Below are 15,866 nucleotides of genomic sequence, written 5' to 3' on the forward strand. Positions count from 1 at the left end.
GTGCATGCCCAGAGCTTTTACCAAAAATCTTTTTGAGAACCAATAAAGTCAGGACTACTGCCTAGGCCACTATAACGAAAATTGCGCTTGAGCTTTTTTCGCTGGCTGTAGTAGAGGCTGAGCTGATTTTGAGAGTCAGGTTTTTTGTAGTTTATGCGGATCTTCTGTAGCTGCTCAAAGGGATACAGATAGAAATAGAAACACATACAAAGCGCCTTGCCGAAGCCCAAAACCAACAAAAGGCTTTGTTACAAATTACTTGGCAAGGCGCACACGAATGGGTGAAAGTGGGTAGTTTGGTTATTAAGACCCACTTTCCGCACCCCTTATTCTAGTTTATAGTACTTACGGATATTTGGGGAGAATAAGCCGAGGATTTTCCTGTGCAAATCATTGATATTTATCAAGATAGCCTGTTTTTACTCTGCGATGTAGAGGTAGTGAATCTCTTTGAGCAAAAAAAACCATTTCATTGTTGGGCTTATGGACGATTTTACCAACGTGTCGCATTCTACCAACGTGTCGCAACTACGTTGCTAAAAAAAGCCTGCCCTTCTCGGACAGGCCTCTTTTTTTAGGCTTACATATTCCTCCTATACTGCCCGCCTACTTGATAGAGGGCGGAACTCATTTGCCCTAAGCTACAAACTTTGGCACATTCCATCAGCGAATCGAAGATATTGCCGTTTTCGATGGCGGTCTGTTGCAGTTTTTTGAGGGCTGCTTCTCCGGCGGCTTGGTTGCGCAGGTGGAAGGCATCGCGGGCGGCTATTTGGTACTCCTTCTCTTCGGTAGTAGAGCGGATGACCTCTGCCGGGATGATGGTGGGAGAGCCTTGGGGGTCGAGGAAGGTATTGACCCCGATGATGGGCAGCTCGCCGGTATGTTTTTTCATTTCATAAAACATACTCTCCTCCTGAATCTTGTTGCGCTGGTACATACGTTCCATAGCACCCAATACGCCGCCGCGCTCACTGATAGATTTGAACTCGTTTAAGACGGCCTGCTCTACCAAGTCGGTCAGCTCTTCGATGATAAAAGCACCTTGGAGTGGGTTTTCGTTTTTGTTCAAACCCAGCTCGTGGTTGATAATCATTTGGATGGCCATTGCCCTGCGCACAGACTCTTCCGTAGGGGTGGTGATGGCCTCGTCGTAGGCATTGGTATGCAGTGAGTTACAGTTGTCGTAGAGCGCGTAGAGGGCTTGCAAGGTCGTGCGGATGTCATTGAAGGCAATCTCTTGTGCGTGTAGGCTGCGCCCCGAGGTTTGGATGTGGTATTTGAGCTTTTGGCTGCGGTCGTTACCCTTGTATTTGTAGCGCATGGCCTTGGCCCAGATGCGGCGTGCCACCCGTCCGAGTACAGAATACTCAGGGTCCATTCCGTTGGAGAAGAAGAAGGAGAGGTTGGGGGCAAAATCGTCGATATGCATCCCACGACTGAGGTAATACTCCACAAAGGTAAAGCCGTTGGAGAGGGTCAGTGCCAATTGGGTAATGGGGTTAGCTCCTGCCTCGGCAATGTGGTAGCCCGAAATGCTGACCGAGTAGAAGTTACGAACCTTCTTGTCGATGAAGTACTGCTGGATATCGCCCATCATACGGAGGGCAAACTCTGTAGAGAAGATACAAGTATTTTGGGCTTGGTCTTCTTTGAGGATGTCGGCTTGTACCGTGCCGCGTACTTGCGAGAGGGCTTTGGCCTTAAGTTGTGCATAGACCTCGGCAGGCAGCACTTGGTCGCCCGTAACGCCTAGGAGCATCAAGCCCAGTCCGTCGTTGCCTTCGGGTAGTTGGGCGGCATTGTAGCGGGGGCGGGGCACGCCTTTTTCTTTGTAAATAGCTTCAATTTTGGCTTCTACTTCTGCTTCCAGTCCATTTTCTTTGATATACAGTTCACACTGTTGGTCGATGGCGGCATTCATAAAGAAGGCCAAAATCATAGGAGCAGGCCCGTTGATGGTCATCGATACAGAAGTAGCCGGATTGCAGAGGTCAAAGCCGGAGTAGAGCTTTTTGGCATCGTCGAGGGTGGCTACGCTCACGCCGGAGTTACCGATTTTTCCATAAATATCGGGGCGATGGTCAGGGTTTTCGCCATAGAGTGTTACCGAGTCGAAAGCCGTAGAGAGACGCTTGGCAGGCAAACCTTTGGACACATAGTGGAAGCGTTTGTTGGTACGCTCAGGACCGCCTTCGCCTGCAAACATACGGGTAGGATCTTCGCCTTCGCGCTTCAGTGGGAATACCCCCGAAGCATAGGGGAAGAAACCGGGCGCATTTTCTGTCAGCAGCCAGCGCAAAATATCGCCCCAGTCTTGGTATTTGGGCAGCGCCACCTTGGGTACTTTGGTACCCGAAAGCGAGGTGTAGTACAGGTCTTGTTCTATGACCTTGTCGCGCACTTGGAAGCGGTACTTGTCGGCCTTGTAGCGAGCCTTGGTTGCACTCCAGTTGGCCAGCATTTGCTTACATTCGGCATCGAGTTTGGCTTCCAGTTCGTTGTATTGGGCAATAAGGTCTTTGAGGTATTCCGGTTCGCCTTGGATGTGTTGTACTGCCGTAACCAGCTCGTCGGATTGTTCTACAATCTCTACGCGCTCTTTACCGATATTGGCACGCAGTAAATCTACTGTGCCCTTGAGTTGGTACATTTTGCGGGCGAGGTCAGACTGTTCCTTTACAAAACGCTCGTATTGTTCGCTATTTTCGCAAATTTCGGCCAAATAGCGCACACGGTCAGGCGGGATGATGTAGATTTTCTCCGACATTTTTTCGGTAATCTCAAACCCTGAACGGAGTTTTTCGGCCTTGGTTTTCTCTACAATCTTGTCCATCAGCTTTTTGTAGAGCGTGTTCATTCCCGGGTCGTTGAATTGCGAAGCAATCGTGCCGTAAATGGGCAACTCTTCATCGGGAGTTTCCCAAAGGTTGTGGTTGCGCTTGTACTGTTTTTTCACGTCGCGCAGGGCATCGAGTGAGCCGCGCTTGTCGAATTTGTTGATGGCGATGAGGTCGGCAAAGTCGAGCATATCGATTTTTTCCAACTGTGTGGCCGCCCCATACTCAGAGGTCATCACATAGAGCGATACGTCGGAGTGTTCAGTAATTTCGGTGTCTGACTGTCCGATACCTGAAGTTTCGACAATAATCAGGTCATACTCAGCAGCCTGACAAATATCGATGGCATCTTGCACATAACGGCTGAGGGCTAGATTGGATTGACGTGTGGCCAAAGAACGCATATAGACCCTGCCGTTGCTGATGGCATTCATACGGATACGGTCGCCAAGGAGTGCACCGCCCGTTTTGCGCTTGGAGGGGTCTACCGAGATGACGGCCATAGTCTTATCTTCAAAATCCATCAAAAAGCGGCGCACCAGCTCATCTACCAACGAGGATTTACCCGCCCCGCCCGTACCGGTAATTCCCAAGATGGGCGCTTTATGAGCTTCCTTGCGTCGGATGACCTCCGACTTGACGGCCAGATATTCCTCAGGGTAGTTTTCGGCAATAGAAATCAACCGTCCGATGTGCAGCGGATTTTTATGGGGCAGTGCCTCGGTGAGCGCCTGCAAATCATCAAAAGCCTGCTGCTCCTCCTCTTCGCCGTCGGGCAATACGGGGACATTTGCGCCTTTTTTGCGGTAAGTAGAAAAATCACATCGTTGCAGTACATCATTGATCATTCCCTGCAACCCCATCGCCCTGCCGTCGTCGGGGTGGTAGATGCGCGTAATGCCGTAGGCGTGCAGTTCTTCTATTTCGGAAGGCAGGATAGTACCGCCACCACCGCCAAAAATTTTGATATGCCCTGCTCCTTTTTCTTTGAGCAGGTCATACATATACTTGAGGTACTCTACGTGCCCCCCTTGGTACGAAGTCATCGCAATGGCTTGGGCATCTTCTTGGATGGCGCAGTCCACTACTTCGGCTACAGAACGGTTGTGGCCAAGGTGAATAATTTCAGCACCGGAGGCTTGCATCACACGGCGCATAATATTGATGGCGGCATCGTGCCCATCGAAAAGAGAGGCTGCCGTTACGATACGGATATGGTTTTGGGGTTTGTATGGGACGGTAACTTGTGCGGACATAAGGGCGTATCTTTATGGATTGACTGAAAAAACACAAAGTGCTTGTTGAATAATACAAAAATACGAAAATAGTTGGTTTTCGTGCAGGCTTTTGCTACAAGCTTAGGCCGTGCTTGTGAGGTGTGCAAGGGGACTGAGGCAACAGATGGTGTAAGGATTGTCCCAATAGCCGAAAGATATACTGCCAGCAAGTATTCAGCTTAGATAAGCTTTGGTTTTGAGGCGAATTCTAAGAAAAGCGGTATAAGGTGCAATATCCTGGTATCTAATTTCGGAATGCCCTAATTTTCTTATTTCCAAATCCCTCAATATTTGCGCTGTATAAGCACCACCTCTGACTTGTGATTGGCTGTGGATTTTGACAAATTTTGTACCTTTGTGCCAGCAACATTGCTTTTCCTCTTTTGCTTGCATTATGTACAGTACCACCGAAATCACTTCTACAGCGCTCAGCTCCGACAATCCTATACATCAACGGCTATTGGCGGCCTATTTGGTAGCGCAGCCTCACCTTTGGGGCGAGGTACTCGAAATTGGCTGTGGGGTAGGCCGGGGCTTAGAAATCATCCGACAAAAGGCCCAACAATATACGGCCCTTGATAAAAATAAGTCCCTGCTGGAGAGTCTTTCGGCGCAATATCCCGATGTCCGGTTTATAGAGGCCAACGTTCCACCGCTAAGTGCCCTGCCCGATAATAGTTTTGACTGTGTGGTCTCGTTTCAGGTGATAGAGCATATCCAAGATGACGGCCTGTTTCTGGATGAAATCCGTCGGGTGCTTAAGCCTGGGGGGAAAGCCTTCATTTCGACACCCAACCGCCTCCGCTCGCTGACGCGCAATCCTTGGCACACCAGAGAGTATACCGCAGAAGAGCTAAGCGCTCGGATGAAACCCTATTTTTCTACCATTGAGGCGCTGGGTATCGATGGTAGCGAAAAAGTGCAAGCATATATGGCCGAAAACGCGGCTGCTGTCAAAAGGATTACGCGTTGGGATATTCTCAACCTACAATACCGACTACCGGCGTGGATGCTGAGAGTACCTTATGAATGGCTGAACCGCCGCAACCGCAACCGGCTACAAAACCAAAACCAAAATCTCGTCAGTAACATCACCGAAGCTGATTATCATTTGTCTGATACCCCCCAAAAGAGCCTTGATCTATTCTACATAGCTACTAAATAATGGAGCTGTGCTAACCATTGGAGCTCTGGAGTATCCGTTTTTAGGGCACTCAAAAAAAGTTACCTTATTAATCGACCCTGAAGGGAGCTAATGTTTATTGCCACACAATGTACCAAACATACGCTCTGTATGGGGTCTACGCCCAGCGGCCAGTGTGCTCGAAATATTTCACCCCTTCGGGATTGCATTGAAATAAGGAGATATTCGAAAAAACATCCAACATCACCATTGTATCCTCTGTGGAAATGGGTAAGCCATTTATTGCGCAGCCCCATACACCAAGGCCATATTTGATGTAAGGTTTTATTGGGATTGATTTTCCTTTGTGGCCAGTGGTTTTGAGACCATACATTTCCCAAACACCATCAAAATTATCCCAATCAAAACTGACTTGGGATAATATGCGCGTTAAAAATCCTTGATAATCAGGTAAGTCTTGGTATGATGTTGCTTGGACACAACACTAAAAATCAGCCACGAATATACGAATAAAAAAATTTGTGCATTCGTGGCGAAAAGTCAAACTAATGTTAGTCGGTGAGCTAGTAGCTGAAATCGTTACCGCCATCAAACCCAGAATTATAGTTTTTTCTAGGCCGCAAAATGCGTTTGCGTTTGGTATTATCTTGTATGGGCTTATTGGTATTGGGTCGGTCGTCGGTGCGTTGTACCACACTTTGGCTTTGTTGTGGATAGCCTTGGCCTGTGGGGGTGTTGGCATTGATGTTGCTTTTGCGTTCAAAAGACATGTTGGAACTAGAGAGGCCGAGGTCGTCGATGGTAAAGTCAAAATTGCTGTTTTCGCGTTGTGGGCGGCTTGGCTTGCGCTGTATTTGGTTGCCACTGCGGCCGCGTTGGCTGCGAGGGCGTGTGCGGGTTTTTCTGGGTTTGGCGGCTTCTGGGCTATACACAAAAGGGTTTTTCTCACATTCGCGCAAGCAATTGATGATAATAGGCTCAAAGTCATCGGGATAGGCATATACCTTTATTTTCCAGTCATATACCCGCGCCTTTGTTTTTGGGGGCAATGAACTAAAAATTTTATAATAGGCATCTTTTACTTTGTTACCCACATAGGAGAGCATCCTGTCTCCGTGTGGATGTGTGTGATAGTTGTGCTTTTGAGCTACCTGAAATACTGTGATCATTGGATTGTAGGGGATTTTAGGATTGGAATTGTTGTATGTATCTACCGTTCGTTTTTATATAAGTTTGAAAAGTAAAAAGCAAGCCAAGAAGTAGGTGTTGTAGGTCGTTTGGGTTGAGACATAGCCGTTTTCGAGTCCTAAAAATAGGCTGATACGGATAAATATACAAATTGTGTTAAGAAGGAGCAAATGATAGCAATTATTTTTCGCTGTAAAATTTTTTGGCACTATTTTTATCAAAACCAAAATTTTGTTTTAATTGTAGTCAATTGATTGGGCTTTTTGCAACAACTGCATAGCGCGGGGTTTGAGTTCGCTTTCGGGATAATTTTCGACAAAGCGCTGCAAATCAAGCTTGAACGTGATGGGGTCAGAGACTTTGATGCTAATCAAAACACGCAAGAAAGCAAACTTATCATTCATCCCAGTTTCGGGATAAGCAGCAAGTGTTTGCCCTATGACAGAAGAGGCTTCGGCAAACTCCCGTTTTTCATAGAGTTCAAAGGCTTTTTTGTAAGCATCCAATACTTCTTGTGCGATGGTTTCGGTTTCGTGTAGGTAGTTAGGGTTTTGGATAAGCTTGGCATACAGGGAGTTGGGGTATTTTTTAAGGATAGTTTCTTTGTGATGCTGCTCTTGTCCTTTTTGTTCTAGGCTTTGGTGTGCCAAATATAAGAAATAATGAGCTTCGGCAGCTTTTTCTGTATTAGGGAATTTTTTGAGTAGGCGTTCAAAGCTGACAATAGACTTGGCTGGGTCTTGGAGTTGGTAATAATAAATTCGACCTAGGCGGTAGAGGCTGTTTTCGAGTCGGATGTTGGAGGAGTCGAGTTTGGCTTCCGTATCAGGCAATTGGGTTAGGAGTGCTTCTTTTTGCTTGACGACCCGTTGTTTGATAAGGTCTTCACGCGAGATTTTGATTTCAACGACCCTGTCAAGGCTGTCCGTACTTTCATTGAAGGGCTTGTCGCTGCGCCGCCAGTTGTCTTCGAGGTCTCGTTTGCCCCATTTTTTCAAAAAGGCAGCCCTACCGGTAGTAAGGGCAGTGAGATTGTCAAAATACCAAACGGCTTGCCCACCACCGGGGCGGTTGGGGTCATTGAGGGAACTGCCCGTGCTGCGTCGTTGGCGGCGCTCGGCTAGGGCAGCTTGGCGCTCTATTTCGTCTTGGCGGCGGGTTTCTTGTTTTTGCAGCTCATAGTCAAGGTAGGCCGAGCGGGCTTCGGGTTCCATACGTGCGAGGCGCTGGAGGCTGTCTTCGAGGCGTACGGTTTGTAAGTGGAGCACAAACTCATCCAACACTGCACGCCGTTGCTTGGTTTGTTGGTAGCTCTCGGCGGTTTTGGGCAGATTGACCAAGGCGCTATCATAATACACCTTGGCTCGTTCGTATTGTTCTAGGTATTCAAAATTGACATCAGCCAATTTGAGAAAAGAATAGGCACTCTGGATAAGGTTGGGCTTGTCTACCTCAACAGATTTTTGAAGATAATCGACCGCCGTCGGAATATCTTTTTTGTTGAGATAATAGACCCCCATTTCGTAGTAAATCTTGTCTTCATAGTCAATATTTTTGTCATCCCTCAACAGCTGTTTGTAGGCTTTCATCATCTTATTCTCAGGTATATTCTGTACGACTGCCACACATTGGAGCGCATACAATTTGCTGAAAAAAGTGAGGTCATAGTTGGGGTTGTTCTTACGTACCAGGTCATAGTGGTAATAAGCATCTTTGGGGTCGCCATATTTTTGGTATACCTGCCCCAGTATGAAGGCAATACGGGCTTTGTGTTCGCTACGTGGCATCAATTCCAGCGCCTTGGTCAGGTACTGGGCTACTTGCTTGTAGCTGCCTTGTTTGCGGTAATAGTGAGCCCGCATCAGGTGAAAAGCCATTTCATTGTCCTTGTTGAGGGTCTGCCGGCTAAGGTAGCTTATGGCCGTGCGCGCATCATCATATTGTTCGGTATTGATAAACAAACGCATCAACTCTAACAATGCCTGAAAGCGAGTCTGTTCTTCGGGGCTTTTGGTATTGACATACTTGAATGTCGTGGCCGCATCAGTATATTGATGGAGATAATATCGCGCCTTTCCTGCCAGAAAATAACTATCATCTACCCACTTGCTGTCTTCGTGCCACTGGATGACCTTGGCGGCCTTGTCGAGGCAGTCTTCCATCACAGAGCGCTGCGCATTGACCGCGCCGGAGTCTTGAGGCGCGTCTACCTGCAAGATATTGTTATAATCCTCTTGCCGAGCGTGGAAAATCTCCCGCTCAGCTTCTTTCATCCGCTCCTTGGCCAAAAAATAGGCATTGTAGCGGGCTGTCATATTATCATAAGCATTTCCGGCGTTCTTACTACTCTTGCAGCCCATTAGCAACCCTCCCAAAGAGAGGCCGCTAAGCACTAGCAGGAGCAGGTATGGCCTTAGGCTTGCATTTTTAGCAGGTATCATACCGATAAATTTGAGAAAAAATTCTAACTTGCACAAGTTCATCAATTCTCAGGGAGCTTTGAAATTCAGAAAAACACTTTATACTTGGCTCACGACCCGTTACAGGCTCATTCTTCGCAATGAAGAAAATTTTGAGGAAACCCGCAACTTGCCCGTAACGCCGTCGGCCATTATTTTTTTCATCGGCACGGGCTTGCTCGTGGCTATGTTCAGTGGCTTGTTTTTGGGCAAATTACTCTTTGACCGCCACTCCGGTATGGGAGACAAAGACGGCAAACACCTCGAAGCCCTACAACGAATGGATAATACCATCGACTCACTGCTGACAGAAATCAACCGACGAGAGGTCTTCTTGGCTGATTTGCGTAAGGTCATCGGAGGTGATGTCAACTATTTGCGTAAAGAAGCCGATGAGCTAAAGCCTAACAAAGATACAACGAACAAAGCAGCTGCAAAGCGCTATGATACCATAAACATTGATTATCTTAGCTCGGTAGACAAAAAGTTCCGCCAAGAGTTTGAAGGCCGCCAAGTACGCAGCACTGTCGGGGGTGGGGCGAGCGGAATGGCAGTAACTTTTGACGAACGGATGTTTTTCTCCCCTGTTAGAGGGATTGTTACCGAAAAATACCGCAGCTCCGACAAACACTACGGCGTGGATGTGGTCGCCAAAAAAGACGAACCCATCAAGGCAATCGCCGGAGGAACAGTTATCCTCTCTTCTTGGACAGATGACACGGGCTATGTCATCGCCATCCAACACCAAGGAGACATTATCTCTGTTTATAAGCACTGTTCTGTTTTAATGAAAAAAGTTGGTAACTTTGTAGAACCCGGAGAGATAATAGCCCTTATCGGTAATTCCGGAAAATATACTACAGGTCCACACCTACACTTTGAGCTATGGTACAAAGGAAATCCTTTAGACCCTGAAAAGCACGTAGTTTTTTAAAAAAAACTTAAATTTGCACGATTATGGCAATGTTCGGCGCTATTAACAACAACAAGGAAAAAGAGATTCCAGTGGAAGCAAACTCTAACTCAGCTACTATCATCGGCAAAGGCGCGATGATGGAAGGAAACATCGAAACCCACGGCAATGTCCGTATTGAAGGACGGATTGTCGGCAATGTAAAATGCAAGTCCAAAGTCGTTTTGGGCGACTCGTCTTATCTCGAAGGCAGCATATTGTCTCAAAATGCTGAAATCTCTGGCGAAGTAAAAGGCTTGATTGAAGTAGCCGAAATCTTGGTGCTCAAGTCTTCGGCCATTGTCAATGGAGACGTATTATGCGACAAACTGATTGTCGAAACAGGCGCTGTCTTTAATGGTAGTTGCAAGATGGGCCATACGATGAAAGAAATTCGCATAGGGGAGAAAAATCTCAACAGCGCTAAGCAAGCTAGCAATGCCAAGCCAGCCCAACAAACCACCGCTTAACGACTACGCCAAATACTCTGGCCTGGCCTTTCAGATGGCTGCCGTTATAGGATTGTCGCTTTGGGTAGGGATGCAGCTCGACAAATACCTTGGGTTGGCGCAGCCCCTGTTTACGGTGTTGTTTATCTTGATGGGTGTGGTAGGAGCAATGCTTTGGCTTATCCGCTCACTACAAGGATAGACTGGCCTAAAAAGCAATATCAAAATTTGTTTGTTTTTTAACATAACATTACCCAAATCAAAGTCAATTGGGAGTCCTATGACTGTGTGTAGTGGTAGTGTGTTGAAAATCAAATGCATCTAAGAATACCTAGATGACTCAAACAAAAACCCTACAAAATATTTCACTTTGTAGGGTTTTTGTTGGTTGGGTAGCTTCTCAAGCGTCGCAACAGCGCCACCGACCCTTATTGTGCGCCAATAGCGCTCAAAATTTCCTTGCCCATAGGGTCTGCGCCAGAGGCAAAAAAAGCAACTGCCTTGCCGTTTTCATCAATGAGGTATTTGCAAAAATTCCAAGAAGGCTCTTTGCCGGTCTGCTCCGTCAACCAACCATAGAGGGGGTGTTGGTCTTTACCTTTAACAGAGATTTTTTCCAGCATTTGAAACGAAACTCCGTAATTTTTCTGACAAAAGGCCGCTATATCCTCTTGTGAACCAGGCTCTTGGCCTCCAAAATTATTGGCAGGCACGCCAATCACTACTACCTTGTCGCCGTGTGTTTCGTGTAGGGCTTGTAGTTTGGCGTACTGAGGTGTATAGCCACACTTAGAAGCCACATTGACCAACAGCACTTTCTTGCCCTTAAACTGGCTGAAATCAATCTCTTGCTCTGAGTTGAGAGCCTTGAGCGAAAACTCATAAAAAGACTTAGACGAAGTAGCCGTATTTGTACTCATCGTGTTTTGAGGGTTAGTGTTTGAGCCGCAAGCCGCCAACACAAGGCCGCCCACAGCAAATAGTTTGACAAAAAAAGAAAGCATATCTGTAGTAGATTGGGGTGAATAATGTGGTAAGTAGGGGGCAATCTCACACCACTGGGCATTTTTGGAAAAGTAGGTTAGAACTCCAGCTCCGATACAAGCTGAGGCTTCATTTTGGGGGTATTTGAAAAATGTCCAGTGGCGTGGAGCAATCTTATAACATCGTCTGAAAAACGATTGTTTGAAACAAAGCCTCCTTTTCGCAAATTTATGTCAAGATGTACTCGATTTGAGGATTCACAAGGTTTTATTTTCTTGAAGCTCTAAGAATTTGAGCGCATACACTGCGGGGCTACTTGGGCAGTGTTTGAGAGGCCTGTTTTTTTTCATAATGGCGGCAGTATTGGCTAATAGCGCAGCTATCACATTGGGGGTTGCGGGCTGTACAGACATAGCGCCCGTGCAAAATAAGCCAATGGTGTGCTCTTGCTATTTGGCTATCAGGGATATGTTTGATTAAGGTTTTTTCGACTTCGAGGGGTGTTTTGGCGTTTTGATTGACCAAGCCCAAGCGCTTCGACACCCTGAATACGTGTGTATCAACGGCCATTGCAGGCTGGTCATACAAAACAGATACGATGACATTGGCCGTTTTGCGACCTACCCCGGGCAAGGTCTGTAAGGCTTTTACATCTGCCGGAATCTCACCCCCATATACTTCGATTAACCGCTGCGCCATCCCGATGAGGTGCTTGGTCTTATTGTTAGGATAAGAGATACTGCGGATATATGGAAATAGCTCGTCGAAGGTCGCCTTGCTCATTGCGTGCGCGTCGGGATAGCGCTCAAACAAGGCCGGAGTAACCATATTGACCCGCTTATCGGTACATTGAGCACTCAAAATCACCGCTACCAATAGCTCGAAAGGGCTGTTGTATTGTAGCTCGGTTTCAGCACTGGGAAAATTTTCAGCAAAATAAGCCATCAAGGCTTTGTAACGGTCAGAACGGCGCATGAGAGGTTTTGAAGTGTGATGAATGAAGTATGGTGTTTGGACAACTAAGGACACCCAAGGCCGGAGCAGCCGGCTCGTGTCTGTACGATGTTTAGGAACACAACAGCCGAACTATCCCTAGGTCATCATAGTTGGCCTGTTGGTGTTTGCTGCGCAAGATATTGTATTTGCGCACCAACATTGTCGGAATTTGCTGCATTGTTTCGTCTTGTAGAAGGTAACGCATTGGGTTGGGGCTGCTGGGCTCCGGCTGTAAGGCCCTGAAAGTCTGCACACCGTCGGTACTGATGGCGATGTTTTTAGGGTTTTCAAAGAGCCTGAGTTGTGTGTGTTCGCGGAGCCAGTCGATAGCCTCTAGCCCCCAATGGTAGGCGGGGTAGTTGGGGGTATTGTTCTGGTCTACTTCATATAGTTTGTTATCGACCATCATCACACCGTCTCCGGCAATGCGTACAGCAGCTTTTCGCGCAGTGGTATCATATACCATCAACAACAAGGTAGCCAATGCCTCCGAAGTACTGAGCTGCATCAACTTGCAACTGTGCTTCCAAGCCTCAAACCAATGGGTGGCCAAATGGTCTATTTGCGCCACGAGGGTGTCTTGTGGCAAGGGAGCACTATGCGCCAATACTTTTTGTAGCACCTTGGCCATCAGTGTGGAGGCAAAATGTGCGTCTTTTCCCGAAGAGCAGCCATCCATCACGGCGGCCACGATATATCTGCCACCCCAAGGCCTGTCGGCAGGGGTATGGTACAAAAAATCTTCACAAAACACTGGATGGCCTTCACCTTTGCGGAGTAGCGTATATATTTGCATAAGCAAAATGTTTAAAAATGTGGGGGCTTGCTTCTCCATAACGCAAAAAAGGCAAAATAGTTAAACAAAAGGCCTTTTGTGTGTTTGCGGAGGTCATATCACCCCATACTTTTCCCCTTTCGTGCCGAATGTATATTTATAAAACCCCTGCTTGGCTCAAAAACTGCTGGGCTGCCTGTGAATGGGACCACTCCCAATATCCAGAACCCAAGACTGTTTTCTTGACCTTTGATGACGGCCCTATCCCAGAAGTTACGCCTTGGGTGTTAGATACGTTGGCGACATACCAAGCGCAAGCCACGTTCTTCTGTGTGGGGGACAATATCCACAAGCACCCAGAGGTTTTTGAGGCGGTGTGTGCTGCCGGGCATCGGGTGGGCAATCACACCTACAACCACCTCAATGGTTGGAAAACCCCTTTGGAGGTGTATCGGCAAAACGTGACCCAATGTGCCGAGGTATTGACATTGCCCAATGCGGTGGCGCAAAAGCCGCTTTTCAGACCACCTTATGGCCGACTAACACAGGCGCAGTTTCGAGCATTGGAAGGGCAATACCGCATCGTGATGTGGGATGTGTTGACTCACGACTATGACCGCCGCCTAGCGCCGGAGCGCTGCCTCCAGAAAGCCCTCCAATATACTACCCACGGCTCTATAGTCGTCTTTCATGACAGTCTCAAAGCCGCCCCCAACTTGCGGGCGGTGTTGCCAGCGTATTTGGCTCAGTTGAGCGCAGAGGGATATCGTTTTGCAGCATTATAAACCATTCGCGCATCGCTAGGGTATTATTTTGTGAACATCACTCAAGCATTGATAAAACCTGTGATTTATGAAAAAACTTACTATCTTGTTGGGGCTAATGAGCCTCTGCTGCTGGCAGGCCTGCCAGTCTCCTTCAGAAAGCAATCAAGAAACTGCTGCTATTATGACACAAACCCCCGACCCACACAGCTTTGCCCAGCCCAAGGCCGTACAAATGACGCATTTGATACTAGACCTCAAGGTCGATTTTGAAGCCAAACAACTTCAAGGGCAGGCGCAAATCCACTTCCGTCGCCACCAAACCACTGCCGATACACTCACACTCGATAGCCACGGCCTTCAAATAGCGGCCATCACCAATGTCCAAGGGCAGCCCCTGCCCTATACACTGGGCGAAGCCCAACCACACCTAGGCCAAGCCCTGCGCATACAGATAGGCACTGAGGCCGCCGACACAGTGGTAGTGGTGCAATACAAAACTGCTCCCGATGCGGGAGCGCTGCAATGGCTCACCCCTGAGCAGACGGGCGGCAAAAAACAGCCTTTTCTCTTTACGCAATCGCAGGCCATCTTGGCCCGCACTTGGATTCCCTGCCAAGACAGCCCGGGTATCCGCTTTAGCTACGAGGCCCGCATCCGTGTGCCCAAGGAGCTGATGGCGCTGATGAGCGCCGAAAACCCCCAACAACGCAGTGCCGACGGGCAGTACCAATTCCGAATGCCGCAGCCCATCCCGGCTTACCTGATGGCTTTGGCCGTAGGCGACTTGGCCTTTGAGGCCATCGGCAATACGACAGGCATCTATGCCGAGCCGGCCATCTTGCCCAAGGCAGTGGCGGAGTTTGGCGACCTCGACAAGATGCTCCAAGCCGCACAGGAGTTGTACGGAGAGTATGTGTGGGGGCGCTACGACTTGCTCGTGCTGCCGCCTAGCTTCCCCTTTGGTGGAATGGAAAACCCGCGCCTGACCTTTGTAACGCCTACGCTGCTGGCCGGAGACCGCTCGCTGACTTCGGTGGTGGCGCACGAACTAGCCCACGCTTGGTCGGGCAACTTGGTTACCAATGCTACTTGGGAAGACCTTTGGCTCAACGAGGGCTTTACGGTATACTTTGAGCGCCGCCTGATGGAGAAGCTCTATGGAGAAGATTATGGCCAAATGTTGGGCGCACTCGGTGTGCAAGACCTACACCAAACCATCGCCAAGATGGGCGAGACCAACCCCGATACCCGCCTCAAGCTCGACCTCAAAGGCCGAGACCCTGACGAGGGCATCAGCGATATTGCCTACGAAAAAGGGTTTTTGATGCTCTATGCCCTTGAGCAAGCCGCCGGACGAGAAGCGATGGATGTGTTTTTGAAAAAATATTTCAGCACCCACGCCTTTCAGTCGATGGATACGGAGCGCTTCTTGACCTATGTGCGGGCGCAATTGCCCGAAGCGGCCAAGGCCATCGACCTCGACGCTTGGGTGTTTCAGCCCGGCCTGCCCAAAACGGCTCCCAGTATCGAGTCGGAGCGCTTTGCTGCCGCAGAGGGGGCTTGGTTTGACTGGAACGAGGGGATGCCGGTGGCCAAACTAGGCACGGACAAATGGAGTAGCCACGAATGGCTACACTTTTTGCGCCGCCTGCCCGACTCCCTCAGCCAAGAGGAGATGTCCGCGCTAGACCGTGATTTTGGGTTTACCAAGACCGGCAACGCCGAAATGCTGACCGAATGGCTCAGCAAAACGCTGCCCTTGGGCTATGCCCCTGCCTATGATGCAGCGGCGGAGTTTTTGACCTTCGTAGGGCGGCGTAAGTTCCAAATTCCGATTTATCAGGCGCTGCTCAAAACGCCTAAAGGCCAAGCACGGGCAAAAGAGGTGTATGCCAAAGCCCGACCTAATTACCATTATCTGTCTACCCAAACCTTAGACAAACTGTTGAGTCAATAAGGGGCAAAGGCCCTCGCCCTTATGCCTAGAGTGGCGCGAAGAAATACCGGCGTAAGCGGCTTAGGGATAGGCGAGCAG

Annotated in this window: 12 protein-coding genes; 6 read left to right on the forward strand and 6 right to left on the reverse strand. The window is 48.5% G+C overall.

Annotation, left to right across the window (positions count from 1 at the left end; translation table 11 throughout):
* Positions 1–580: 580 nt before the first annotated feature.
* Positions 581–4,096, reverse strand: coding sequence for a methylmalonyl-CoA mutase family protein (locus tag G499_RS0110715; RefSeq protein WP_026999943.1), 3,516 nt, complete (start codon positions 4,094–4,096; stop codon positions 581–583).
* A gap of 415 nt (positions 4,097–4,511) precedes the next feature.
* Here G499_RS0110715 and G499_RS0110720 point away from each other — a divergent pair, with 415 nt between their 5' ends.
* A complete protein-coding gene (locus tag G499_RS0110720; RefSeq protein WP_026999944.1) occupies positions 4,512–5,282 on the forward strand; it encodes a class I SAM-dependent methyltransferase in 771 nt (256 codons plus the stop codon).
* A 542-nt stretch (positions 5,283–5,824) separates the two neighbouring features.
* On the opposite strand, the gene G499_RS0110725 is transcribed toward G499_RS0110720, so the two are convergent.
* Positions 5,825–6,430: a hypothetical protein gene (locus G499_RS0110725; RefSeq protein ID WP_026999945.1), complete on the reverse strand. Its 606-nt coding sequence runs from the start codon at positions 6,428–6,430 to the stop codon at positions 5,825–5,827.
* Positions 6,431–6,685: 255 nt separating this feature from the next.
* The gene (gene porW / locus G499_RS0110730) at positions 6,686–8,890 is read right to left on the reverse strand and encodes a type IX secretion system periplasmic lipoprotein PorW/SprE (protein WP_035727260.1); all 2,205 of its coding nucleotides are present in this window, start codon (positions 8,888–8,890) and stop codon (positions 6,686–6,688) included.
* 58 nt (positions 8,891–8,948) lie between these two features.
* On the opposite strand from porW, the gene G499_RS19615 reads away from it, so the two are divergent.
* Genes G499_RS19615 through G499_RS0110745 form a run of 3 tightly spaced genes read left to right on the forward strand, consistent with a single transcriptional unit; the run spans position 8,949 to position 10,511 of the window.
* Positions 8,949–9,842, forward strand: a complete 894-nt coding sequence (locus tag G499_RS19615) for a M23 family metallopeptidase (RefSeq protein ID WP_154658410.1) — start codon at positions 8,949–8,951, stop codon at positions 9,840–9,842.
* A gap of 23 nt (positions 9,843–9,865) precedes the next feature.
* Positions 9,866–10,330, forward strand: coding sequence for a bactofilin family protein (locus G499_RS0110740; protein ID WP_026999947.1), 465 nt, complete (start codon positions 9,866–9,868; stop codon positions 10,328–10,330).
* Positions 10,299–10,511 carry an AtpZ/AtpI family protein gene (locus G499_RS0110745; protein WP_026999948.1) on the forward strand — a complete coding sequence of 71 codons (213 nt, stop codon included), beginning with the start codon at positions 10,299–10,301 and terminating at the stop codon, positions 10,509–10,511. The genes G499_RS0110740 and G499_RS0110745 overlap by 32 nt, the downstream gene beginning before the upstream one ends.
* Positions 10,512–10,737: 226 nt before the next feature.
* On the opposite strand, the gene G499_RS19620 is transcribed toward G499_RS0110745, so the two are convergent.
* The 3 genes from G499_RS19620 to G499_RS0110760 form a co-directional block, all read right to left on the reverse strand.
* Entirely contained in the window at positions 10,738–11,229 is a 492-nt protein-coding gene (locus tag G499_RS19620) for a glutathione peroxidase (RefSeq protein ID WP_081413802.1), read from the reverse strand.
* A gap of 376 nt (positions 11,230–11,605) precedes the next feature.
* Positions 11,606–12,268, reverse strand: a complete 663-nt coding sequence (gene nth / locus G499_RS0110755) for an endonuclease III (RefSeq protein ID WP_026999949.1) — start codon at positions 12,266–12,268, stop codon at positions 11,606–11,608.
* Positions 12,269–12,359: 91 nt separating this feature from the next.
* Entirely contained in the window at positions 12,360–13,085 is a 726-nt protein-coding gene (locus tag G499_RS0110760) for a protein phosphatase 2C domain-containing protein (RefSeq protein WP_161627736.1), read from the reverse strand.
* A gap of 128 nt (positions 13,086–13,213) precedes the next feature.
* Between G499_RS0110760 and G499_RS0110765 the strand changes: the two genes are divergently transcribed.
* Both G499_RS0110765 and G499_RS0110770 read left to right on the forward strand, forming a co-directional pair.
* A complete protein-coding gene (locus G499_RS0110765; RefSeq protein ID WP_026999951.1) occupies positions 13,214–13,849 on the forward strand; it encodes a polysaccharide deacetylase family protein in 636 nt (211 codons plus the stop codon).
* 67 nt (positions 13,850–13,916) lie between these two features.
* Entirely contained in the window at positions 13,917–15,788 is a 1,872-nt protein-coding gene (locus G499_RS0110770) for a M1 family metallopeptidase (protein ID WP_026999952.1), read from the forward strand.
* Positions 15,789–15,866 lie beyond the last annotated feature (78 nt).

It is taken from the genome of Eisenibacter elegans DSM 3317 (assembly GCF_000430505.1).
Taxonomy (GTDB): Bacteria; Bacteroidota; Bacteroidia; order Cytophagales; family Microscillaceae; genus Eisenibacter; species Eisenibacter elegans.